We start from the raw sequence: 23,776 nt of genomic DNA, 5'->3' as shown, positions 1-23,776 counted from the left end.
CTGAGAAACCCCGGCAATTCGCACACTGTCGAGCATGTAAAACCCCGGCAATCCGGACACTTGTGGGGACGCGTAAAAACCCCGGCAGTCTGCGCATTACTCGTTTCCGGGCGTGGGGCGGGCATGCTGAGTCGCCGTCGCCTGTTCAATTCGTGCGCGGTGAACTCGGCGAACCGTGCCGAGCGCCGAGGGGATGTAGAGACTTTCCTCAACCGAAAGGATTATCATCCATCCATTAGATGAAGATCCGTCACAACAAATGCCGAGCCGCGAGAAGGGGAGCGTGAGATGACAGCCGGCCGTGATGGGGCCGCTCGCCGTGCGTGGTCGGCGGCAACGAGAGCGGTGCACGCTACGCGGGTGGCCCTGATGCAGGTCACACGCCGTCTGGCAGGAGCAGGCACCGCCTGCCGAACCAACCCGCCCCGCACGAACTCGACGTCGATGCACGCGCTTCAGGACGAATACCGGGCGGGCTTCGCCCTCCCCCTGACCCTGCCTGCTCCAGCGAGCGCTGCGACCGACCGCCGGGAATGCCCGTGGTGCCGTCTCCTCGGCAAAGCCGAGCCTCGTGACCGGTCTGGGCCCACCGACTGCTGATCGTGAGGGAACGCAGGGTCCGACCCGTCTCCCGGGGCACGGGCTGCTGCCGGCGACCATCGATCCGTGAAGGGGAAGCAGATCGGGCCGCCGACGCGATGATCACGGCGCGCCGCATCCGCGACGACCGCAGCGCCCGGTAGCTCCACGAAGAAGGCGAGCAAGTCGGCCTCGGGGAGAGGCATGCCCTGGTGCCCGCCCATCGATACCGGAACGTCAGGTGTCCGGGCGGGCATGAGGGTGGCTGGGGCGCCAGGGATCCCGCCGGGAGTCCGAGTCCGCTACGCAGGAGCCGGTTGTGGTGGATCGGGCTGTACAGCGTGCCTTCCGACACGAGCGCCATCGTGGTGCTTGGCTTGGTCTCATGGTCATGTCCCGCACGACCCAACGGCTCATCGAGCTGACGGTCGGCCTACCGCTGATCGCTGCCCCGCTGCTGCTCACCGCCACCAGTTCCGCCTACGCAGACCCCGGCCCCGGAGTCGATCCCTGCGCGACCGTCGTCGTGCCCGAGGGATTCACCTGCCTGCCCGAGCCCAAGCAGTGCATCACCACACCCTGCCCCCAGTACACGATCGTCCCCCTCACCACCAACCCTGCGAACCCCCCGACAGGCCCCGCTGTGCTGCCGAGGTGACCTGTTCGAGTCGGCGTCGTTGAGTACCGCGACGATCAACCAAGGCCGTGCCAGCCCGGGCAGTTCGTGGGGCCAAGACCCGTTGGTTCCCAGCCCAGCGAATCGATTCGTCACTTCGGTCATGGTGTTTGAGACGACCGGCCAACGGTCCGAGTGGGAGGTAGAGCCTCAGTGGCAGCCAAGCAGAACCCCACCATCAGGAGAATCACGCTGGGTGCCGAGCTGCGCCGGCTCCGCAGGGCCTGCGGCCTCACGGGCGTGCAGGTCGCGGATCAGTTGCTGATCTCCCAACCCAAGATCAGCCTCATGGAGACGGGCCGACGCACCATCAGCCCGCGCGATGTGCGTGATCTGTGCCGTCTCTACGGAGTCACGGAGCAGGAGGTCGTCGACGCGCTGATGCGGATGGCCAGGGAATCGGGACGGCGGGGTTGGTGGGTTGCCTACGGCGAGGTCCCCTACGCCGTCTACATCGGCCTGGAGACGGAAGCGTCCTCGATCCGCTCCTACGAGCCCCTGCTGATCCCCGGCCTGTTCCAAACCCCTGCCTACGCGGCGGCGGTCGTGTCCGAAACGATTCCGCGGCCCACACCCGCGGAGGCGAGCACACGACTTGAGGTACGGATGCGCCGCCAGCACCGGGCCCACCATCCCGCCCGCCCGCTGCGCCTGTGGGTCGTCCTGGACGAATCGGTACTGCACCGCGTGGTAGGCGGTCCCGACACCATGCGCGAACAACTGGAGCATCTGAACCACCTCGGCGCGCAGCCGCACATCACCGTGCAGGTCCTCCCGTACGACGCCGGAGCGCACCCGGGTGTGTCGGGGCAATTCTCCCTCCTGCGTTTCACCGGTGCGCCCGATACGGGGACGGTGTACCTCGAACGGCTCACCAGCGACCTCTACCTGGAGAAGCGAGCCGACGTGCAGCGCTACGGCGTCATGTACGACCACCTACAGGCCCAGGCCCTCAGCCCGGAGGACACCGCGCACCTCATCACCGACACCATCAAGGTCCATGCCGGGAGGTCCGCCGCGTACTCGTCTGCCTGAGGAACGCTCCCCGGTCCGTGATCCGGACCTGCGCGCACGGCCGACCACCTCAACCGCGGGACGGCGTGACCTCGGTGGTGGGGACGGGTGCCTCGCGTCCCTCCGGAACGGTCTGCTGACGCGGACCGGTCGCGTCAGGGTGTCGGCCCTGTGAGGGCACCGTTGATGTGGAAGCCGCCCGTTCGGCGGCCGCCGGCCGCCACCTGCCCGTCCGCTCGGCCGCGCCGCGGCACAGCCCCGGCAGGGAGGAGTAGAAGCGGTCGGGGAGGAAGACGGCGTCCGCCACGATCATCGCCCCTGAGAAGAGCGGCAGCCCCATGATCACCGCAATGCCGATGTGCATGCCCAACAGCAGCACCAGGACCGGGTACTTGAGCCTGCCGAAGAGCACGAACGGGAAAGCGACCTGGAGGAGCACCGTCGTGTAGGTCGCGATGGCGATCAGGATCGTGTGTTCGTCCGCGAAGTGGGAGAGGGCGGGCCAGGGTTGGAAGAGTTCGAGGTTCAGGACGTAGTGGAGGGCGGTCCCGTTGCCCCAGGAGCCGCCTTGGACCTTGTAGAGGCCGGCCGACCCGTACAGGAAGCAGACCTCCGCGGCCATGACGAAGAGGGCACAGTTGTGCACGACCGTCGCCGCGGTGCTGCGTACCTCGCCGAGCTGGAGCAGGAAGAGAGGCTTCGGCCGGCCGTCCGCGCCGTCCGCACGAGCCGCCTTCAGACGCTTCCTGCGCGCGTCCAGTGACCAGCGACGACCGCACGCGGTGAAGGCGAGGTAGACGGCCATCAGCAGGATCAGATTGTCACCGCCGTCCGTCATGAAGATCGATCGCGCGTGGAACGAGGTCACCACGACGGCGAACAGGACGGACACCGCGCGGGTTCGCCAGCCCAGCATGAACAGCGTGGACGCGAGGAGGGCCAGCACGTAGCAGAGTTCGAAGTAGGCGCGGCTGTCGGACAGGGCCAGGACGCTGCTCCAGCCCGTCTGGTCGAAGAGCTGTTGCGCGAGTGCGGGCGTCCAGGGGGAGGAGGGGCCCCAGATCTCGTGACGATGCGGGAACTCCCGCAGGAGGAAGAGCAGGTAGAGCAGCCCGTATCCGGCGCGCAGGACGGACACGGCGTACAGGGACACCGGCCGTTCGGTGACGAGCGTGACGAGGCGTTGCACCGTTCCCGGGGACTTGCGGCAGGTGCTGTCCCGGGACGGGTCCGGTGCCGGAGGAGACTGGGGGACGACGTGGTCATTTCCCATGGGAGGTCACCTTCCACCAGGGCAGGAGCCGCTCTTCGACGGCCTTCGGCGAGCGGTTGCCGGCCGGAGCACCCTGCGCGGCGACGGGCAGCGTGAGGACGCGCAGCTGGACGTACTCGAAAGCGCCGGCGCGCCGGTGCGTGGCGACGCGGTCGGCGGCGATGTTGCGCAGGTACTCCTGCATCATCACGGCGCGATCCGAGTTCGCGCTGTCGTCGCCTCCGTGCGTTTCCACATAGGACGTCCAGGAGCGGCGCAGGAGATTCTGCGTCGTGTGGCTGGGGAAGACATTGTGCTCGACCGCGGAATTGTCCACGGCGGTCAGATCGAACCACGGGCTCACCTGAGCTGTACCGCCCGGGGTGGTGTGTGCCGTTCTCACGAGAATCTGTCGATTCACCGAGTCGGGATCCGGCGCGAACAGCCGCCAATTCTGCTCGAAGAGGGGGTAGATCCAGGCATTGATCTGTGGGCTGAAACGCTTCGAGACGGCATTCGGGGGAGCCACGTGGAGGAACAACAGAACCACATGGGTCACCGTCGTCACCAGACACAGGACCACGAACGTACGGAGTACTGCCGCCAGTACACGGGTGCGCCGGGGTGGCCGGCACGGCACGACGGTTTCGTCGTGCTGCTCCTTCGGGTCCGGTTCGGATCCGTCCGTCGGGAGTTCCTTCACGGCCGCTGACGCGATTCCGCTCGACACCGCCCCACCCTGCCTTTCTCGTCTCGGCCGCTCGCATCCGGGTTTCCCGTCGGATCCGGCGGCGGCGCACAGCGGAGCCGATGAGGACTCCGCCGCGCGCCACTGTCCGCTGAGCGGGCTTCGTACAGTCCGCTGCCTAGCCCTCGAAGGCCTCGTGGCCGAAGTTCACGGGCGCGGCGCCGTAGCCGTGGTGCCCGCCGGGCTTGCCGCCGTGGTCGTGCTCGCCGGGTCCTTCGCCGTGCTCGTGGTCGGGCTTGCCCGGTCCTTCGCCGTGCTCATGGTCGGGCTTGCCCGGACCTTCACCGTGCTCGTGGTCGGGCTTGCCGGGTCCCTCGCCGGGCCCGTGGCCGTGTCCGTGGCCGGGTCCGTGTCCCGGCCTGCCGGGCTTGCCGCCGTTCCCGCCGGTGACGTTCCCACCAGTGATGTTCCCGCCGGTGATGTTTCCGCCCGTGGTGTGCCCGCCGGTGGTGTTGCCCGCGGTGGCGGCACCGGTCGTGTTGCCCGCGGTGTTCCCCGACGTGTTGCCGGAGATGTTCCCCGAGGTACCGCCGGTCACGACGCTGGCGATGGGTCCGCCGAGGAGCCCGCCACCTGTCGTCACGCCACCGAGAACGCCGCCGAGGACGCCCGACGTCGCGCCGCTCGTGGTGCCGCCCGTGGTGCCGGTCGTCGTGCCCGTCGTCGTGCCGGTCGTCGTGCCCGTGGTCGTGCCCGTGGTCGTGCCCGTGGTCGTCCCGGTCGTCGTCCCCCCGGTGGTGCCGGTCGAGCACTGACCCAAGAAGATCCGGTTGGTGTCGAGGGTCACCGCGCCGTTACGGGCCAGCGCCCGGCCCTCGATGTTCGTGCCCGTGGTGACGCTGATCGAGGTCAGCGCCATGATGGTGCCCACGAAAGTGGAGTTGGTACCGAGCGTGGCCGAACTGCCGATCTGCCAGTACACGTTGCACGGCGAGGCGCCGTTGGTGAGGAGCACCCGGCTGGAGGAAGCCGTGGTCAGTGCTTCGGGAATCTGGAACACCCAGACGGCGTTCGGGTTTCCGCCCGCGTCCAGGATCAGGTCACCGGTGAGACCGACACCGGACACGGCCGTGTGGACACCGGGAAGCAGGGTGTTGCCCATTCCGATCCCCGCCGCCAGTGCGAAGTCCGTGGCCTGGCCTGCGGCGTTGTTGTACGCCACGACCAAGTCGCTCTTGGCCTGGAGGGCGGCGGCGTCCGCCGAGTGCACGGCACCGAGCACCAGGCCCGGCGGGAATCCGCTGATCGCCGTACCCGGGTGCACTCCGAGGTCGTGGCTGATCACCGAGGGGCCCGTGTTCGTGATCTCCTGGCCGGCCAGAACGGAGTAGCTCGCCGCCGTGGCCAAGGGCACCGGGGTGGCGATCGCCATTGCCAGAGTGGGAGTGACGGCGACCATGACGGCGGCAACCGTTACCGCGATGCCCGACGCCAAGCCGCCGGACACAGCGCGGCGCCGAGCCGCTTGAAGGATTCTCAGTTTCATCGAGAGGCCATTTCCTTGAGGGGCCGTGGCGTGCCGGGCCCGACCGAAAGCCCGGGAAGCCTGATGGACGAGACGGCATATTACGCAGAGAATTGTGTGCGGCAAGGGCAAGTCTCGAAGGGGAGGGCGTGCAGGGGTGATGAGACTCCGCAAAGTGCGCCGGTAATAATCCACTTCACATTGGTGGTCATCAGATATGCGACCCCTCTTGGGGGTCGCGATTGCCCTGCTCGGCCCACTCCTTTCCCTCCGGGCAGATAATCCGACTCTGTCGGTGTGTGTGATGATTCCGCCATTCCGGCGATCTCGTACATCTTGAGGCCTTGTCGAGTGTGGCGAGGAAAGTGCGACCCGAAAAGAGAGAGGCCGCTTCAAGCGGGGCCCATGACATAGTGGGGCATCCCCTATGTGCCGCGTTGTTCTGCTTGTGTCGGTGCTGCCCAAGGAGTTATGTCGTGGCGTCTGACGCGAAGTCCCGGCCCGGCGGGCTCGGCTGGAACCGCGAGACGGCGACTCTCGCGCTGCTGTCGTTCGCCATGTTCACCGTCTCCCTCGACCAGTACATCGTCGTCGTGGCGCTCCCCGACATCGCTCACGACCTCGGATACTCCGCACGAACCCTCCAGTCCGTGATCAGCGCCTACGCGGTGGCCTCCGCCGGCTTCCTGCTGTTCGGCGGACGCGCTGCGGACCTCCTCGGCCGCCGCCGGGTACTGGCCACCGGTCTCGCCCTCTACGCGGGCGCGGCCTTTGTCGGTGGACTGGCGACCGGGCCCCCGATGCTCCTCGTCGCCCGCGCGGTCCAGGGCCTCGGGGGCGCGCTGGTCTTCCCCACCACCCTGGCGCTCATCAACGTCACGTTCGCCGAAGGCGGCCCGCGCAACCGCGCGCTGGGAATCTGGGGCGGAGCGGGTGCGGCCGGACTGGTGATCGGCGTTCTCCTCGGCGGAGTGTTGACCCACGTCCTCGGCTGGGAAGCGGTGTTCCTGGTCAACGTCGCGCTCGCGGTGCCCGCCCTGCTGCTCGCGTTCGTCCTCATTCCGAAGGACAGGCCGCGCGACAGGGACCGCGGGTTCGACCTGCCCGGCGCGCTCAGCGTCACCTTCGGCGTCACGCTGATCGTGTTCGCCCTGGTCCAGGGGCCGGAGCTGGGCTGGAGTTCGCCGGGCATCCTCGGCAGTGCCGTGGCGGGGCTCGTCCTGTTGGGTGTGTTCGCGCTGGTCGAGGGGCGCAGCGACGACCCGCTCGTTCCTCCCCGGCTGCTCGCCAACAACAGCCTCGTCACCAGCCTTGTCATCGCCTTCCTGTTCATGGCGACGTTCGGCTCCGTGCTGTACTTCCTCTCGCTCTACTTCCAGGAAGTCCTCGGCTACGACGCTCTCCAGACCGGAGCGGGCTTCATCGTCCCGACGACGGTCGTCGTCGCCGGGTCGACGACGGCCGGCCGGATGGTGACCCGGTTCGGACTGCGCAACACGCTGCTCGGCGCCCTCGCCATCGGTGCGCTCGGAGCCGTCCTGCTCGGCCAGGCGATCACCCCCGACGGTTCGTACGGCTCCCTCGTACCGGGGCTCGTCGCGCTCAGCGTCGGTGACGGCATCGTGTTCACCGGCATGTTCATCGCCGCCGGAACCGGCGTCGCCGACCACGACCAGGGCACCGCATCCGGGATCGCCTCCACCGGTGCGGGCATGGGCGCCGCCGTGGGCCTCGCCGTTCTGGTGCTCGTGGCGACGACCGGCCTGCACGGCTTGAGCGGGGAGGCGCTGCGGAACCGGACGGCCCACGGCATCAGTACCACCCTGTACGTGGTCGCGGCGGGGGTCGCCCTGACCTTCCTCGTCGTCTTCTTCCGACGCGAGGGGACGACGGCGGCGGCGCCGGCACGGCCGCCCGGTCGGGGCCGCCGCTGCTGACGGCCGGCAAGGGCCCCCGGCGCCCTGGGGCGGTGGGGGCCGCAGGGGGGCTACGTCCTGTCGCTCTGCCGACTCGCCATCTCGGTGATCCAGACGGGCGCGAACGGAGAGGTGCAGCCCGAGGAGGTCGGGTAGTCCTTCAGTACCTGGAGTCGCTCGCCGATGTCGATCGCACGGGCCCGGAGCTCGGCGTGCTCGATCCCGATCTGGGCCAGGCAGTGGTTCACCGCACGCGTCTTCGGGTCGTCGAGCTCGGCCGGCTCGGCCGGCACCTCGGCCACCGGGGTTCCGATCGGCGTCTTCTCGGCCACTCCAGCCGCGGTGGGTGATGAGGCAGGTGGCGAGGCCGAGCAAGGCCTTGTGGACCTCCAAGAGAGAAGCGGCCCTCCCGTCGTACACGCCGGATTCACCTTTCCCTGGGATGCTCGACGCCATGGCCCTCAGTAGACGAGCACTACTGGCACAGGCAACCGCGACGGCCACCGCCGTCACCGCCTCCTCCGGCACGCCCGCGGAAACGGAGCCGACCACCACCGTCACCCTGCGCGGAACGATCCCGCCGGGTGCCCCGGACTTCGTGTACCTGCCCCTGGAACTCCCGCCGGGCGTAAGGGAGTTGCGGGTCTCCTACCGCTACGACAAGCCTGCCACCCCACCCGGTACGCCGGGCAACGCCCTCGACATGGGTCTGTTCGACCAGCGCGGCACCGCGCTCGGCGGGCGCGGCTTCCGGGGCTGGTCCGGCGGCGCCCGCTCCGAGTTCTTTCTCCGTGCCGACGACGCCACGCCCGGCTACCTGCCCGGCCCGCTGGAGCCCGGTCGCTGGCACATCGCGCTCGGCCCCTACACCGTGGCCCCGCAGGGCATGCCGTACGAGATCACCGTGACCCTCACGTTCGGCGAACCGCAGCCGGCCACCCCCGTCCGTTACCCGCCCGAGCGGATAGCGGGCCGCGGTCGCGCCTGGTACCGAGGGGACTGCCACATCCACTCCGTCCACTCCGACGGCCGCAGTACCCCGGCCGAGATCATCGGCCTCGCCCGGGCCGCGGGCCTGGACTTCATCAACACCTCCGAGCACAACACCCACAGCTCCCACACGGCCTGGGCCGACGCCGCCGCCGAGAACCTGCTCGTCCTGACGGGGGAGGAGGTCACCACCCGTACGGGCCACGTCCTGGCCATCGGCACCGACCCGGGCACGTTCGTCGACTGGCGCTACCGCGCCCGCGACGGCCGCTTCGAGCGCTTCGCCCGCGCCGTCCGCCAGGCCGGCGGACTCGTCGTCCCGGCCCACCCGCACGCCACCTGCATCGGCTGTGCCTGGAAGTTCGGCTTCGGCGAGGCCGACGCCGTGGAGGTGTGGAACGGTCCGTGGACTCCCGATGACGAGGTGGCCCTGGCCGCCTGGGACGCCGGCCTGCGAGGCGCCCAAGGGGACCGTTGGATCCCGGCCCTGGCGCACAGCGACTACCACCGCGACCCGGACCGCGTCGGGGGACCGCAGACCGTCGTCCTGGCCGACGACCTGTCCCGTACGGCGATCCTGGCGGGCCTGCGCGCAGGGCGTGCCTACGCCGCGGAATCCTCCGCCGTCTCGGTCGCCTTCACCGCTGTCACCTCGCGCGGAGCCCACGCCGGCATCGGGGAGCGGCTGCGGTCCGCGGACCCGGCCACGGAGGTCCTCGTCCGGCTGTCGGTGACGGGAGCCCAGGGGTGTGAGCTGAGGCTGATCACGGACCAGGGCCTCGTTCTCACCGCTCCGGCCGCGACGACCCTGGAATGGCGCACCACCCCGACCCGCTCCGCGTATGTCCGCGCGGAGGTCCGCCACCCCGCTCAACTACCACCACTGCCCGGCCCCCTGGCCGCCTTCACCAACCCGATCCGGCTCGGCTCCTGAGATCACGGTGCGGGGGTGGACGTGACACCGGTTCGCCTTCGCCCGGCCGCGGCCGGGGCCCGCGTTCAAGCCCGCTGGGGCGGACGGGATGTGCCGGTGATACTTCCGAGCGACCACCCGCGCGAAGCCCCTCCGAGGGCTGGTTCCCGGCATCCACGCCCGTGGCTGCTCGCCACTGCGGGCCACACCCCGGAGAGGGCGTGGCCCGCAGCGGATACCGCCACCGTCAGGGGCAGTTGACCATCGTGTCGCCGGTATCGCGGGCGCAGGAGTCGAATGCGAGACCGCCGTCGAGGCTGTCGTTGGCACTGACGCCGTCGACGGCGTCGAGGGTGTCGGTGCCCTCGTCGCCGTTCAACGTGTCGTTGCCGCTCTCACCGGTCAGGGTGTCGTTCCCGGCGTTCCCGTTGAGGGTGTCATTGCCCTCGTTCCCGTTCAGGGTGTCGTTGCCCGGCCCGCCACTGATGGTGTCGTTGCCCCCCAGACCGAAGATGGTGTCATTGCCCGGCCCGCCGTTGATGGTGTCGTTGCCCGGAGTCGCCGCGCCGGAGCCGAGGATCCCGGCGGGTTCGTCGCCGACCAGCCGATCGGCGTGCGGGCCGCCGTTGAGCCGGTCCTTGCCGCTGCCCCCGTAGAGGGTGGCGGGGGCGTCGAGGTTCGGGGAGACGGTGATGGCGTCGTCGCCGTCCTGGCCGTTGGCCTGTACGGCCGTGGGGACGGGGCACTCCGCGCCGCCCTGTGAGCTCGGCTTGCAGGGGGCCGCCGTACGTAACTCCGCCGCTGCGTCGGAGACGAGGACGACGCCACCCTGGCGGCGGATGGTGATGTCATTGTCCACGCCCTGGCCGGCCGTGACGATCAGTGTGCCGCCGGACATCTCGACCGCGGTGGTGCTCACGAGGTGCCGGGGTCCCGGCGTGAGCGGCGCGGCAGCGGCCGACGTGCCGCTCAGCGCGGCGCCGAGGAGGACTCCCGCCGCCAGGAGCGCGCGGATGTGTCGCATCGTCATGTGAGGTGTCTCCTTCGTCGTGGGCACGTACATGGCGGGCAGGTCCCCGTACGGGTTCCGCCTGCCGCTCACGGGCATTCGGTGACGCTGTCGCCCAGGTCGGCCCGGCAGGTGTCGTCCTGGGCGCCTCCCAGGACGTAGTCGTTGCCGCTGATCTCGTCGACGGCGTCGAGGCTGTCCCGACCCGCGCCGCCCTCCACGGAGTCGTTGCCGGTGCCGGCGATCACGTGGTCGTTGCCGTTGCCGCCGCTCACCACGTCGTTCCCCGCGCCGGCGTTGATGATGTCGGAGCCGCCCCGGCCCTCGATCGAGTCGTTGCCGGGGCCTCCGAAGAGCCGGTCCGGGCCGCTGGAGCCGGTCAGCGTGTCGTTGCCGCCTCCCCCGGAGAGGAAGTCGGAGCCCTCGTCGCCCTCCAGGGTGTCGTTGGCGCTCCCGCCGTAGAGGCTGTCGTCCCCGGAGCCACCGATGAGGGTCACGCCCGGACTCGCCAGGGAGGACGTGACGTCGTCGGCCTGATCGCCCGCGTTGACGACGAGTTCGGTGAGGTTCCCTGCTCCCGGACAGACGGCTTCGTTGGCGCTGACCGTGGTGCAGCCGCCCAGTGCGGTGACGGTGTCGCCGGTGTCCCTCACCCGGATCGTGTCGCCGACCTGCCATACGGTGATGGTGTTGCTCAGGCCCACGCCGGCGGTGACGGTGACGGACGTGCCTGCCGTGCTCACCAACGTGCCTGACGCCGCCGAGCCGGTGGCCGACCTGTCGGGCAGCGGCGCAGCGGGGGTCGCGCCCGCCGGGCCGGCGAGGCTCAGGGCGAGACCGAGTGCTGTTGCCGCGAGAGCGAGGGTGCGAGGTAACGCCTTGTCCATGATCTGCCTCCTGGAAAGCGTTCGGGGACGTCGGACGGGCCGATGGAGAGACGCATGGACTCTTGGGAAACGCTCAGAATTCAACGCATCTGCACAGAACCCATCATCGCGGGAAGATTGAATGCTCGGGGAGCCTGGTGTCAAGGGCCTCCCGTCGCGCCGGTCCGACCGGTATGCAGGTCCCGACCTGCGCAAACCCGCCTTCTGCCGGGCATGGAAGCCGCCAACTTCGGCCACATGTCGGCTCGATGGCGTCGGTCCGTACGTCCATCGGTCCGTGCGTCCGTCGGTCCGTTGGCCGGTCGGTCGAGAGGGAGGTCACTCGTGATCGGCGGACCGGGCTGCTCGGGTTGCTCGGGCTGCCGGTACGGCCCTGCGCCTGCGCCGAAGGGCCGTCAGCCCGACGGCGGACAGGAGCGCCAGGCATCCGACGATGAACCAGGGCACTTCCAGGAAGGTGTCGGATCCGGAGTCGCGGGAGCCGTCCGCGGTCGCCGTCACGGTGACGTCGCCCCAGCCCGCGAGGGGTGCGCCGGACCAGGATGCGGAGAGCCGCACCTTCTGCCCCGGGAGCAGTTCCGCCGGCACGTCCGTCAACCGCCGTTCGGAGGGCCCTCCCAGGTAGACGCCGCCCACGTGGACGGAGACCCGGGGGTCGAGGCTCACGTTGCCCGTGTTGCGCAGGGTGTACGAGACGGTCGACTTGGCGGCGCCCGCCCACGGTATCGAGGGGGTCTGCGCCGTGAACCGTACGTCCTCGACGGCCACTCCGGGCCGCTGCGGTCCGTCGACGCGCAGGTAGATCCTGGCCCCGACGCCGCGTTGGACGCCGAGGTGGGAGCCGGCTCCGGGGCGCACGCGGTCATCCACGGCCACCAGGGCTCCCACGTGGTCGCCGGGCGAGGCGTCCTGGGGAACGCGCCACGTGATGCCCACCGTCACCGCCGAACGCGCCGGGACCGTGATGACGTCGCGCTCGGGCCTTCCCCAGGCGCCGACGTCCCGCTGGGTCTCCTCGATGCCGCGCACGGCCAGTCCGCCGTCGCGTTCCGTGTTGTGGGCGTCGGCGATGTACAGGCGGAACGTCAGGGCCCTGTCGGTGGTGTTGGTGACGACCGCGCGATCGGAGAGCGTCGTGCCGGGGCGTGCCGGGAGTTCGAACGCCGCCCGCGGCGTGATCGCGGAGTCGGCGGGCTTGACCGACCATTCGCCGTTGTCCGCCGCGCCGGCCGGTGCGGGGGAGAGGGCCGTCAGGGCGAGGAGGAGGAGGGCGACGGAGGCTGCGCGCATGGCTCTTCGGCTTTCTGGGCGTCGCGTGCCGGACGCGTGGCGTCCGGCACGCGGGCGCGGTCAGAGGAGGGTGAGGGTGAGGGTTCCGGCGTACTCGCCGACGGGCGTGTACTTCGGAACGTTCAAGGACACGGTGGCGTCGGCGGTGAACTCTCCGCCGGTCAGGTCACCGTCGGGGGAGGAGGCCAGGGTGGCGCCGTCCTTTCCGACGGTTCCCGGACTTCCCGCCGTGCACGTGCCGGGGCTGTCGGCCTTGGCGATGCACGTGGGTGTCCAGGTGAGCCGGCCGGCGTCGATCTTTCCGCGCGACCCGGTGAAGTCGGTGACCTTGCCGGTGAGTGACCAGCCGGCCTTGCCGCCGCGGAAGTCCTTGACGTCCACCGTGTTGAGGCGCCCGGTCGAGGTGCCCCCGGCACCGAAGTCGACCGGGGGCAGCCGTACGGGGTCCGCCGTGGTGGACATGGTGAGCACACCGGCGTTGACCGAGGTGGTGAGCCGCTGGTCGGCCGTACCGGGGACCGGGGGATCGGTCGGGTCGGTGGGGCCGGTCGGATCCGTGGCGGCGCTGACCTTCCACGCCTGACCGGCTGATCCGTTGCACTCCGACTGGACGATCTTGGCCCCGGCCGCAGCGGACCCGCCCTGGACGTCCAGGCACTTGCTGCTGTGCCGGGCGACGATGCGGACGTAGCCGTCGGGGAGGGTCTCGAAGCGCCAGCGCTGGTTGTCGCCCCACCCGCAGTCGTACTGCTTGACCTCGGCGCCGTCGGCGGTCGACTTATCCGCGACGTCGAGGCACTTGCCGCTGTGTTGGGCGAGGACACGGACGTGTCCGTTGCTGTTGTCCGTGAACCGCCACTGGCTGTTCAGGCCGCCGGCGCACTTCTCCTGGGTCACCGGCACCTGCTTGTCGGACAGGCTGCCGGGTACGGTCACACAGGCGCCGCTCTGCCGGCCGGTGATCGTGTACAGGGGGTCGCCCCCCGCGCCGGAGACGTGGCCCTTCTCCGTGTCGATCGCGACCCGCGGGTACCAGGGAAGCGTCATGGTCGTGGCCGTCGGGAACTCCAACGGGAGCCACACGTACGTCGAGTCGTTGACCCGCTTGGGGTCGGAGCCCACACCCGCCCACCGGTCTCCCATGTAGAGGAAGGAGGTGGTTTCGGTGCCTTCCACCGGCAGGACGAACGTCGTCTGCGAATGGTGGCCGTCGTGGCTCCCGACGTCCCTCATCGGTGACCACGGTCCGGTGATGCTCGTCGCGGTGGCGTACATCTGCTGGTTCGGGTTCCAGTAGCTGGTCCCGGAGGTGAGCATGAAATAGACGTCGCCGCGCTTGAACAGGGCCGGGGATTCCCGGTGTTGGCCGGGCCAGGGGTTCGCCACCAGCTCCTTCACCCGCGTGTAGTCGTCGCTGAGCTCGTAGATGTGCAGATCGGCGTTGTGGTTGGCGGCGGAGATCATGTACGCCTTGCCGGAGGCCTTGTCCTCGTACACCGTGATGTCACGGGACATGTGCTCGGCCCCGGAGGCGTCCTTCGGCCGGAAGGATCCCTTCCATTCGTACGGGCCCTCCACCGTGGAGGACACCGCCACCGCGGCCCGTGCCTCGGCGTAGGAGTCGTCCGCCTCCTTGTGCATCCACATCACGAACTGTTTGGTCTTCTCGTTGTAGAGGACCTTGGGTCGCTCGATCACCGCGGAACGGACCTCCGGGTCGGCCTCCTGGGTCAGGACGTGACCGCGGGGCTCCCAGTTCTTCAGGTCCTTGGAACGGTACGCCGACACGTAGCGGAACTTGTTGTCCTCGCCCCGGTCCTCCCCGAACCAGTAGTAGAAGTCGCCGACCTTGAGCACTCCACCGCCGTGCGCCTGCACCCGTTCCCCCGTGGTGTCCGGGAACTGGGTGCCGGATTCGTTGCCGACGGGTGCGGCCGACGCCGCGGGCGCTCCGCCCAGGACGGGGAGGAGCAGGCTCAGGCCCATGAGGAGGGATCTCACTCTTCGCATGCAGATCCTCGATGTCACCGCGCAGCCATGACCCCTGTGTGAGTGAAGGGTCCCGCCCCCACTCACACAGGAAACAACATTTCTGCGCGTGAACCAACATTTGTGCCCAGAGAGTGGCCCGCCCGTCGCCTGAATGTCAACAGCTTGTAAACACTTATGACGTTTCGTGGATGACGTCGGAGCGGAGAGTCACCCGCCCAGGGCGCGCCGGGGCGCGCCCGTCGCCCAAGTCATCCTGCCTGCGGAGGGGTTCGCCTCGTGAGCGATGTCGGCGGTCGGGTCCGCGGTGCTCGGGAGAGGAGATGCTCATGCGCGCCCGAAGGTTGCCCGCGGCCCGCGGACGCCTCGTCAGATCCTGGTGGCCAGGGGGACGGAGATCTGCTTCATCCAGCGTCCTGTCGCGAAATCGCGCGCCTTGACGACGACGCGGTCGCGGTACACCTCCACTTGGAGGCCCTGGTTGAAGACGCCGGGGACCGTGTTCTCGCCGCCCTGCCCGTTGTCGGTGAAACCGGTCTGCACGGCCCCGGTATTGAACACGGAGAACCCGTCCAGGTTCGCGGTGCCGGGCACCACCCGCCGCACGTACCAGTCGGACAGGGCCAGGTTCCAGTGCGTGTGCCCGCTGAAGAGGAACACGTCGCGGTGGCGGCCCAACAGGCCGAGCAGCGCGTCGGCCTGAAGGTAATCGCTCGTGTAGAGCTTGTTGCGCGTACCCGAGACCGTGTTCGGCAGCGGGTGGTGGGCGATCACCATGACCGGCTTGCGACGTCCGGACCAGTACCGAAGGCGCTCCTCCAGCCACGACAACTGCGCCTCGCTCAGCCACACCTCGTCCCAGAGTTCGGGGTTGTGGTAGTGCATGTAGCGCTCGGTTCCGATGCTGAGGACCGGTATGCCGCCGAACGTCGTCTCGTCGTACACCGTGCCGCGCCCGGCGAACCGGTGGAAGCTGCGGAACAGGGAGTCCTCGGTGGTGCCGTTGGGCCAGGTCGACAGGGCGAGTGTCTGCGGATCGGCGTACTTGGGGACGTAGAACTCGTGGTTGCCGATGGCCCAGGCGACCTTGTGCGGGCGTGGACCGCGCTCCATCACCTGCCGCACGGCCGCGTACTCGAAGTCGTAGCCGCGCGGGGTGATGTCGCCGGCGACGGCGAGTCCCGAGCTGTGCGGGGCGGTGGCCGCGATGTCCCTCAGGGCGACGGTCAAGTCGCCCAGATCCCCTTGGATGTCGCTGATGACGTTGAAGGTGGTGAGGGGTGTGGCATCCCGGTCGGGTGTCCGCGCTTGCGCGGTCGCCGGCGTTGCCGCGCCGAGGGCGACGGCGCCGGCCGTCGCGGTGAGCAGAGACCTGCGCTTCATGGGGTGGTGTCCTTCCGCTACTGGATACGCGGGCTCGGGTGAGACCCGCAGTTGGGTCTAGACCCGTTATGTTTACGCAATCAAAGAGGCCGTCAGGTGAATGCCGCGCAACGCCTTGCCTGATGTGCGGACGGGCCGGCATCGAGGCCGCGCGGGCCGCGCGGCCGGGGACGGTCGCCGGCCCGTCCTCGGCCGCGACGCCTCACCCGGTCCGCTCCTGCCGGTTCGCCGCCGGTCGCGAGGGGGGTGAACGGCGTTCGGTGGAGGGGGTCCAGGACTGGTTCCTGCCCGTGGTGGGCCGGTGGACGCCGATCGGAGCGCCGTCACCGGTGGAGGCGCCCGTGACGTCGAGGAGGGCGCCGGTGGCGCTGTTGATCAGCGTGAAGTGTCCGTCGCCGGCGGTCGACAGCATCCAGCGCTGCCGCGGGGACGGTCCCGGAGTGGCCAGGGTGAGCGTGTCCCCCGCGACGGCGAGGGCCTTGCCGTTCCCGACGTTCGTCACGCGGTAGGTGGCCGTACTGCCCCAGTCGCCGGGCAGCGACTTGGCGAACACCCATTGCTGGGCGCTGTCGGGGCGGTCGGGCGCGTGCTGGACGAGGGGACTCGCTCCTCCGGTCGGGGCGGCCGTGAGCGCGAGTCCGCTGTGGTCGTTGACGAGGAGGCGGGGAGCCGCGGAGGGAACGGTCGTCGCCGCGGGATTCACGCCGGACGCGCCCGGGACGACGAGGGTGGTGACCGAGCCCGGATCGAGGGTCACGGTCAGGCGTCTGCCCGAGGGGGAGACGTCGGGTTCCCGGTGGACGTTCCTGGACGCGTCCGTCGTGTAGCGCTGCACCGGAGCCGCGGAGACGCTCCGGAAGCCGGAGAGGTCCAGGGCGATCGTGCGGGGCGAACCGGTGGCGTTGGTGTGGACCACGACCGCGCCCTGGCCGCCGGGTCGTATCGCGGCCAGCGTGTCGGTGTCACCGGTGGCGATGACGCGGGCGCCCGGCCGGATGAACCGGCTGTACTGGGCCATCGCCCAGTACTTCTTGTTCTTGCGCAGCGGCTCGCGCGCGGCGTCCGCCGGGGTGAAGTCTGTCTGGATCAGGCCCCAGTTGGAGTTCTCGTGGGCCGGGCTCATGTTCTCGTAGTCCTCCACCGCCTGCCACAGCACCCAGGCCCGCGGTTCGAGCTCCGTGACATCGTCGGTGATGCGACCGGCCAGGTCGAGAGCCGGGCTCATGTCCGTGAAGCTCTGCGGGACCGTGCCGCCCAGGTCCACCTCCGACATCCACAGCGGGGTGTGCGCTCCCTTGGCGATGTCCCGAGCCCCACTGCGTCCGTGCGTCCCGTAGGTGTGGGTGTTGAGCCGGCCGACGGCGGCGCGCGCCGTGTCGCCGTAGCCCTCCCAATCGGCGCGGAACAGGTCCGGGTTCGTCTCGTCCATGGCCGCGACCGGCGTGCGCAGCCCGGCCCGGTCCAGCTCGGTCCGCAGTGCCGTGATCATGCGGGCCTGGGAGCCGGGCGCCCAGTGGGAGCCTTCCTGGCGCCCGCCCGCGCGCCAGTAGGCGGTGCCCGGCTCGTTGACGGGGGACACGGAGTCGAAGGTGACCCCGGTGGCGCGCTGCACGCGCTGCAGGGCCCCGGCGAGGTAGGCGGCGAAACGCTCGTACTGGTCGGAGCGGAGGTTGTCGTCCGCTGGGTTCACCGCACCGGAGACGAGCCCGCTGCGCGTCATGAAGTACGGAGGGGAGTTCGAGAACGCCTCGAAGGTGTCTGCGCCCCGGCTCTTGGCCGCCTTGAGCCACCAGCGCTGGGTGCCGTCGGCGTACGGGTCCCAGTGCTCCGGGTTCTCCGGGTCCCACCAGTCGGGCGTTTCGGGGCCCGGCCGCTTCCAGTGGCCGGGTACCGCCGCCCCCGCGCGCATGTACGGCTCGGTCTCCGGGCTGTCGCCGCCGCCGATGTTGTAGCGGGCGACGGTGAAACCCAGCCCGTCGGCGCCGTAGAGGGCGTCGGCCAGCCGGTTGCGCTGGGCGTCGGGCCAGCCGCCGGTCACCTGGGCGAACCAGGCGAGCGAGGTGCCCCAGCCCTCGAACGGCTGCTGCTGGTAGCCGGGGTCGAGGCGGATGGGGACGGCCGTCGGCGCGGTGGCGTCGCTCGGGCCCGGCGGGGACGCCGCCCCGCCGGTGAGGAGTGCGGCGACGGCGGCGAGCGATGCCGCGAGGGTGGTGCGCCGTCTACGTCGCTTCTCGCGGAGGGGGCCGCTTGTGCGGACGGCCCTGCTGCCGCGGATGGTCCTGCTTCTGGTGCGGAGCACGGGTGTTCTCCTGTCGTGCGGGGCGGATGCGGGGGAGGAGCACGAGGCCGTGGTGGGCAGCACGCAGCCACCGACGAGCCGGCTCCTGGCGTGTTTACGTAAACACTTGCGGGTTCGGGGTGAGTGTCGAAGCGGGGCGGGGCCGTGTCAAGGAAACCGACAAGTAGCCCGCGCGAGCCCGGTCGCCGCTTGGGGCCGGCCTCCTGTCGCCGACGTCGCGCTCCGCCGAGTCCCGGTGGCCTGCTCGTCCCCGGGTGTGCAGCGCTAACATCCTTACGCAGTGCACGCAGTGCACGCAGTTCCCCAGGAAGCCCCGGTTCGGAGGTCCGGTTCACATGCCGCGCGAAGTCGGATCACGATCACCCAGGTCCCGTCCGCTGCGCCAGTCGCCCTCCATGGCCGATGTGGCGGCCATGGCCGGGGTCTCCTCGCAGACGGTCTCCCGTGTGGCCAACAACCGGGAGAACGTGGACGCGTCCACCCGCGACCGGGTGCTGGCCGCGATGAAGATGCTCGGCTACCGGCCCAACACGGCCGCGCGGGCGCTGGTCACCGGAAGGTTCGGGACGCTGGGCGTCATCAGCTTCGACATCAGTGCCTACGGCAACGCCAGGACCTTCGCCGCCATCACCGACGCCGCCCGCGAAGCCGACCTCTTCGTGAACTTCATGGGAGCCCGTGCGCAGACCGGCGCCGCCGTGCGCCAGGCGTTCCAACAGCTGATGGTGCAGTCGGTGGACGGCATCATCCTGATCGAGTCGCAGATCCTCGACACCCCCGAACTGCGGTTGCCGTCCGCCGTGCCCGTGGTCTTCGCCGACGGGGACACCGGACACCGCTACGCGAACGTCGACATCGACCAGGCCGAGGGGACCCGCAGCGTCGTCGCGCACCTGCTGGGCCTCGGTCACCGTACGGTCTGGCACGTCGCGGGCCCGCGCGACTCCTACGCGGCGCGCCGCCGGGCCGAGGCCTGGCACCGCTCGCTCAAGGACGCGGGCGCCGTCGCCCCGCCGCTCCTGTACGGGGACTGGTCCGCGGCCTCGGGCTACAAGGCCGGACGTGAACTGGCCGCCCGACCGGAGGTGACGGCGATCTTCGCCGCGAACGACCAGATGGCCCTCGGTGTCCTGCGCGCCCTGCACGAGGCCGGCCGGCGCGTGCCCGAGGACGTCAGCGTGGCCGGATTCGACGACGTTCCCGAGGCCGCCTTCTTCCCCACCTCCCTCACCACGGTCCGGCAGGACTTCGACGCCGTGGGCCGGCACTGCGTCGCGCTGCTCCTGGAGCAGATCGGCGGCGAGGGCGACACTCCGCGCCAGGCTTCGGTGGCACCCCTCCTGGTGGTGCGCGAGAGCACGGCGGCCCCGGCCGGTTGAGCCGGCCGGGCGGCGGCCCTCCTCAGGGCGTCCGTTCCCGCGCCGCCCGGGCGGCGCGGCGTCCTGCCGCCACGGTGCCGAAGGTCTCGCGGTCGTCGAGGAAACCCTCCAGGGCGAACGTGGCCGCCCCGAGGCTCACGGGGTTGTCCGTCACGGTGCTCAGCCGGCAGGTGAGCGCCTGCAGCGTCGCCGGCAGGGCGTGTTCCGCGATGACCTCGCGGGTCTGCCGTAGCAGCGGCTCGCCGAGCCGTTCCGCCACCCGGCCGCCGAGCACCAGGGCCTGCGGGTTGAACAGGTTGAGGAGATCGGCCGCGGCCGTCCCCAGGTAGTGGGCGGTCCGCGCCACGGTCTCGACGGCCACGGGGTCGCCCTCCGCCGAAGCGCGGGCGACATGCGCGACGACGGCATCCTCGTCGGCGTCCAGCAGGGGGCTGTTCTCGTCCAGTTCCCGCACGGTCCGGGCGATGCCGCGCGTGCTGACGTAGGCCTCCACGCATCCCCGCCTGCCGCACCGGCACTCCCGGCCGCCGGGGACCAGGCAGGTGTGACCCCACTCCCCGGCGCTGTTGGTCGCGCCCCGGTACAGCGCGCCGTCGACCGCGATGCCCGCGCCGACGCCGGTCCGCAGGGTCACCACGACGAGGTCGTCGACCTCACGCCCGGCTCCGAACCACATCTCCGCGACGGTGCCGGCCTTGAGCGGGTTGTCCAGGTACAGGGGCATGGGGAGACGCTCGGCGAGGAGCGAGCGCAGCGGTACGTCGCGCCAGGACCAGTACGGCGAGAAGACCGACACGCCGCCCTCGCGCTCCACGTGGCCGGGGACGCTGACACCCGCTCCGAGGATGCGCGAAGGCGTCCCCGTGGCGTCCGCCAGGCCCTCCACCCCGGCCACGATGGCCTCGACCACGTCCTGCGGCCGCACGTCGGCCTGCGGCAGGGGCATCCGTACGCTCCGCAGCACCGTGAGCGCCAGGTCGAACAGCTCGACCTGCACGGACGTCTCCGCGACGTCGATCCCGATCAGGGCCCCGCGCTCCGCGTTGACGGCGAGGCGTGCGCGCGGGCGCCCGCCCTTCGAGTCCTCGTGGCCGGCCTCCGCCAGGACTCCCGCCTCCAGCAGCTCCGCGACGAGGTTGGCCACGGTCGCGAAAGAGAGTCCTGTCGCCGCGGCGATCTCCTGCCGGCTCACCGGGCCGGGGGCGGCGAAGGCGCACCGCAGCGCGTCGAACCGGTTGCGGCGGCGGATGTCCTGGGCCGTGCGTTTGGCCATGGGTGCGCGTCCTCTCACTCTGCCGGCGGGCAGAGACGGTTGTGCTGACGTCAGAGCTTATTCCAGGCGTTGGACGATGACTATGTACATGGGTTAGAAGAAGTCCTAGAGTTTCGCCGTCGGAAGTGAGGAGCGACATCATGCAACTGACCGCACTGCCGTGCGCACCCGTGCCCGGACAGTTGACCGAAGGACCGGTATGGCACGCCGGGCGCGGTGACCTGCTGTGGGTGGACATCCCCGCGGGCCTCGTCCACCGGGCCCCGTTGGTGGCCCGCGACGACGACAGCGGCCTGCCGGACCTGGGGCCCGGAACCACCGTGAGCCTGGACCGGCCCGTCGGAGCGGTCGCGCTCCGCGCCTGCGGCGGGCTCCTCGTGGCGGCCGGCACGGCCTTCCTGAACGTCGACGACACCGGGGTGGCCACGGAGTTCGCCGCTCCGGACGTACCCGACGACGGAACGCCGCGACGGATGAACGACGCCAAGTGCGACCCCGGCGGACGGCTGCTCGCCGGCACCATGGCCTACGACGGGACACCCGGCGCGGGCAGCCTCTACCGCCTCGACCCCGACGGCACCGTGACGACCCTGCTCGACTCGGTCACCATCTCCAACGGACTCGGCTGGAGCCCGGACGGCCGGCTGCTGTACTACGCGGACAGCCCGACGCGCCGCGTCGACGTCTTCGACCACGACCCCGTCACCGGCGCCCTGACGGCACGCCGCCCCTTCGCCGCCACCGGCCCCGCCGGCGTACCGGACGGCCTGGCCGTCGACACCGAGGGCAGGGTCTGGGTGGCCGTGTGGGGGGCCGGACAGGTCAGGGCGTACACCCCCGACGGCGCCCTCCACGCCGTCGTGACGGTCCCCGCCTCACACGTCTCCAGTTGCGCCTTCGTCGGCCCCGACCTGGACCTCCTGGTGATCACCACCGCAGCCGACGGCCTGACCCCGGAACAACTCTCGGCGGCGCCGCACGCCGGCCGGCTCTTCATCTGCCGGCCCGGAGCCACCGGTCTGCCCGTCCCGCCCTTCGCCGACGACCCGGCGCGGTACCCCGCGTCCTCCACCACCCCTCACGAACCCCGAGGTTCCGCATCATGACCGCCCTGGCCCCCGCACTCGCCGCCGCCCCCGCGATAGCCATCCTTCGCTCGCGGTCGCCCCGCCACTTCGCCGCCACCGCAGACGCCCTCCACGACGCGGGCATCCGAGCCGTCGAGTTCACGCTCACCACACCGGGCGTCCTGGACGCGCTGCGCGAGTACGCCCGGTCCAAGCCGGCCGGACTGGCCCTCGGAGCGGGAACCGTCATGACACCGTTCGACGCACAGCGCGCCGTGGAGGCGGGCGCCACCTACCTGATCACCCCGGCCACGTGCCCGGACGTCATCAGGGAAGGACGCCGCCTCGGTGTCCCCGTCCTGCCCGGCGCCCTGACGCCGAGCGAGATCGCGGTCGCCTGGGGGGCCGGAGCCACCATGGTCAAGCTCTTCCCCGCCTCCCTGGGCGGCCCGGACTACCTGCGGGCCGTCCGGGCCCCCCTGCCGGACATCCCGCTGGTGCCGACCGGAGGCATCGGGCTCGATGAAGCCTCCGCCTACCTGGCGGCCGGGGCCACCGCCCTGGGCATGGGAAGCCCCCTCGTCGGAGACGCCTGCGAAGGCGGCGACCTGGACGCGCTGCGCGAACGGGCGGCGACGCTGCTGGACGGCATCCGCTCATGACCGCGCTCGTCACCCTCGGCGAGACCATGGCCGTCCTGGCCGCCGACCGACCCGGCCCGCTCGCCTGCGGCACCTCGCTCCGCCTGGGGTTCGCGGGTGCGGAAGCCACGGTCGCCATCGGCGTCAGCCGCCTCGGACACCAGGCGTCCTGGACCGGCCGGGTCGGGGCCGACAGCGCCGGCACGATGATCCTCGACGGGCTGCGGGGCGAGTCGGTGGACGTCTCCCGGGCCCGCGTCGACGACACGGCACCGACCGGACTCATGCTGCGCGAACGCCGCACACCGGACCACACCAGCGTCACCTACTACCGACGCGGACTCGCCGGCTCCCGCCTCACTCCCGACGACATCGACCCGGAACTCGTCACCCGGGCCCGCGTACTGCACGTCACCGGCATCACCCCCGCCCTCGGCGACGCCCCCCGCGCCGCGGTCCGACGGGCCGTCGACCTCGCCCGCGCCGCCGGCGTCACCGTCTCCCTGGACCTCAACTACCGGGCCCGACTGTGGTCCCGGCAGGAGGCCGCGGCCGAACTGTACGAACTCGTCGCCCTCGCCGACATCGTCTTCGCCGGCCCCGACGAGGCCGCCCTGGTCGTTCCCGAGGCCGAGCCCGCCACCATGGCGCGCACGCTGCTCGGACTCGGCCCGCGCGAGGCCGTCCTGAAACTCGGCGCCCGAGGAGCCCTCGCGGCCACGGACGACGGGGAGGCCGCCCAGGACATCGTGCCGGTCACCCTGGTGGATCCGATCGGCGCGGGGGACGCCTTCGTCGCCGGATACCTCGCCGGACTCCTCGACGGCGCGCCCCTCCCCGCCCGCCTCCGGCTCGCCGCGACATGCGGGGCCTTCGCCGTGGCATCGCCCGGCGACTGGGAGGGCCTGCCCCGACGCGCCGAACTGGACCTCCTCCACGGAGAAGACGTCACCCGCTGACCGGTCGTGCCCCGGCACCCCGGCCCAGGAAAGCACAGGAAAGACAA

18 protein-coding genes and 1 pseudogene are annotated in these 23,776 nt (G+C 70.7%); 8 read left to right on the top strand and 11 right to left on the bottom strand.

What is annotated here, in order from left to right:
* The first annotated feature begins 970 nt into the window (after nucleotides 1-970).
* On the top strand, nucleotides 971-1,237 hold the full coding sequence (locus OG906_RS01910; protein WP_329439319.1) for a hypothetical protein: 267 nt from the start codon (nucleotides 971-973) through the stop codon (nucleotides 1,235-1,237).
* Between the two features lie 171 nt (nucleotides 1,238-1,408).
* Nucleotides 1,409-2,290 (top strand): helix-turn-helix domain-containing protein, encoded by an 882-nt coding sequence (locus OG906_RS01905; RefSeq protein ID WP_329439317.1) that lies wholly within the window; start codon nucleotides 1,409-1,411, stop codon nucleotides 2,288-2,290.
* A 49-nt stretch (nucleotides 2,291-2,339) separates the two neighbouring features.
* Here OG906_RS01905 and OG906_RS01900 read toward each other — a convergent pair whose 3' ends face one another.
* The 3 genes from OG906_RS01900 to OG906_RS01890 form a co-directional block, all read right to left on the bottom strand.
* Nucleotides 2,340-3,542, bottom strand: a complete 1,203-nt coding sequence (locus OG906_RS01900) for an HTTM domain-containing protein (RefSeq protein ID WP_329439315.1) — start codon at nucleotides 3,540-3,542, stop codon at nucleotides 2,340-2,342.
* Nucleotides 3,532-4,251: a DUF5819 family protein gene (locus OG906_RS01895; protein ID WP_329439313.1), complete on the bottom strand. Its 720-nt coding sequence runs from the start codon at nucleotides 4,249-4,251 to the stop codon at nucleotides 3,532-3,534. The genes OG906_RS01900 and OG906_RS01895 overlap by 11 nt, the downstream gene beginning before the upstream one ends.
* Before the next feature lie 136 nt (nucleotides 4,252-4,387).
* Complete coding sequence (locus tag OG906_RS01890) at nucleotides 4,388-5,755, bottom strand: ice-binding family protein (RefSeq protein ID WP_329439311.1); 1,368 nt, start codon at nucleotides 5,753-5,755, stop codon at nucleotides 4,388-4,390.
* Between the two features lie 455 nt (nucleotides 5,756-6,210).
* Here OG906_RS01890 and OG906_RS01885 point away from each other — a divergent pair, with 455 nt between their 5' ends.
* Nucleotides 6,211-7,671 carry an MFS transporter gene (locus OG906_RS01885; RefSeq protein ID WP_329439309.1) on the top strand — a complete coding sequence of 487 codons (1,461 nt, stop codon included), beginning with the start codon at nucleotides 6,211-6,213 and terminating at the stop codon, nucleotides 7,669-7,671.
* Nucleotides 7,672-7,721: 50 nt separating this feature from the next.
* Here the strand turns inward: OG906_RS01885 and OG906_RS01880 are convergent.
* A pseudogene (locus tag OG906_RS01880) lies at nucleotides 7,722-7,901 on the bottom strand (DNA alkylation repair protein); the annotation flags it as partial.
* 203 nt (nucleotides 7,902-8,104) lie between these two features.
* On the opposite strand from OG906_RS01880, the gene OG906_RS01875 reads away from it, so the two are divergent.
* Nucleotides 8,105-9,574, top strand: coding sequence for a CehA/McbA family metallohydrolase (locus OG906_RS01875; protein WP_329439307.1), 1,470 nt, complete (start codon nucleotides 8,105-8,107; stop codon nucleotides 9,572-9,574).
* A gap of 226 nt (nucleotides 9,575-9,800) precedes the next feature.
* Here OG906_RS01875 and OG906_RS01870 read toward each other — a convergent pair whose 3' ends face one another.
* The 6 genes from OG906_RS01870 to OG906_RS01840 all read right to left on the bottom strand — a co-directional run bounded on the left by OG906_RS01870 (nucleotide 9,801) and on the right by OG906_RS01840 (nucleotide 18,410).
* Nucleotides 9,801-10,583, bottom strand: a complete 783-nt coding sequence (locus OG906_RS01870) for a calcium-binding protein (protein ID WP_329439305.1) — start codon at nucleotides 10,581-10,583, stop codon at nucleotides 9,801-9,803.
* Nucleotides 10,584-10,651: 68 nt separating this feature from the next.
* Nucleotides 10,652-11,449: a calcium-binding protein gene (locus OG906_RS01865; protein WP_329439303.1), complete on the bottom strand. Its 798-nt coding sequence runs from the start codon at nucleotides 11,447-11,449 to the stop codon at nucleotides 10,652-10,654.
* A gap of 318 nt (nucleotides 11,450-11,767) precedes the next feature.
* Nucleotides 11,768-12,739 (bottom strand): DUF916 domain-containing protein, encoded by a 972-nt coding sequence (locus tag OG906_RS01860; RefSeq protein ID WP_329439301.1) that lies wholly within the window; start codon nucleotides 12,737-12,739, stop codon nucleotides 11,768-11,770.
* 60 nt (nucleotides 12,740-12,799) lie between these two features.
* Nucleotides 12,800-14,749: an RICIN domain-containing protein gene (locus OG906_RS01850; RefSeq protein ID WP_443067346.1), complete on the bottom strand. Its 1,950-nt coding sequence runs from the start codon at nucleotides 14,747-14,749 to the stop codon at nucleotides 12,800-12,802.
* Nucleotides 14,750-15,097: 348 nt separating this feature from the next.
* On the bottom strand, nucleotides 15,098-16,111 hold the full coding sequence (locus OG906_RS01845; protein ID WP_329439299.1) for a metallophosphoesterase family protein: 1,014 nt from the start codon (nucleotides 16,109-16,111) through the stop codon (nucleotides 15,098-15,100).
* Between the two features lie 202 nt (nucleotides 16,112-16,313).
* Nucleotides 16,314-18,410: a glycoside hydrolase gene (locus tag OG906_RS01840; RefSeq protein ID WP_329439297.1), complete on the bottom strand. Its 2,097-nt coding sequence runs from the start codon at nucleotides 18,408-18,410 to the stop codon at nucleotides 16,314-16,316.
* Between the two features lie 395 nt (nucleotides 18,411-18,805).
* Here OG906_RS01840 and OG906_RS01835 point away from each other — a divergent pair, with 395 nt between their 5' ends.
* Nucleotides 18,806-19,789 (top strand): LacI family DNA-binding transcriptional regulator, encoded by a 984-nt coding sequence (locus OG906_RS01835; RefSeq protein WP_329439295.1) that lies wholly within the window; start codon nucleotides 18,806-18,808, stop codon nucleotides 19,787-19,789.
* 22 nt (nucleotides 19,790-19,811) lie between these two features.
* On the opposite strand, the gene OG906_RS01830 is transcribed toward OG906_RS01835, so the two are convergent.
* A complete protein-coding gene (locus OG906_RS01830; RefSeq protein ID WP_329439294.1) occupies nucleotides 19,812-21,062 on the bottom strand; it encodes an ROK family transcriptional regulator in 1,251 nt (416 codons plus the stop codon).
* Nucleotides 21,063-21,202: 140 nt separating this feature from the next.
* Between OG906_RS01830 and OG906_RS01825 the strand changes: the two genes are divergently transcribed.
* From OG906_RS01825 to OG906_RS01815, 3 genes are read left to right on the top strand one after another with little or no spacing between them, the layout of a single operon-like run.
* Nucleotides 21,203-22,168: an SMP-30/gluconolactonase/LRE family protein gene (locus tag OG906_RS01825; protein ID WP_329439292.1), complete on the top strand. Its 966-nt coding sequence runs from the start codon at nucleotides 21,203-21,205 to the stop codon at nucleotides 22,166-22,168.
* The gene (locus tag OG906_RS01820; RefSeq protein ID WP_329439290.1) at nucleotides 22,165-22,791 is read left to right on the top strand and encodes a bifunctional 4-hydroxy-2-oxoglutarate aldolase/2-dehydro-3-deoxy-phosphogluconate aldolase; all 627 of its coding nucleotides are present in this window, start codon (nucleotides 22,165-22,167) and stop codon (nucleotides 22,789-22,791) included. The genes OG906_RS01825 and OG906_RS01820 overlap by 4 nt, the downstream gene beginning before the upstream one ends.
* Nucleotides 22,788-23,729 carry a sugar kinase gene (locus OG906_RS01815; RefSeq protein WP_329439288.1) on the top strand — a complete coding sequence of 314 codons (942 nt, stop codon included), beginning with the start codon at nucleotides 22,788-22,790 and terminating at the stop codon, nucleotides 23,727-23,729. Before OG906_RS01820 ends, OG906_RS01815 begins: the two co-directional genes overlap by 4 nt.
* The last annotated feature ends 47 nt before the right edge of the window (nucleotides 23,730-23,776 follow it).

The sequence above is a fragment of the Streptomyces sp. NBC_01426 genome (genome assembly GCF_036231985.1).
Lineage (GTDB): Bacteria > Actinomycetota > Actinomycetes > Streptomycetales > Streptomycetaceae > Streptomyces.
Note: the sequence above shows the minus strand (reverse complement) of the source record. Positions and strands in the feature narration are given on the sequence as shown.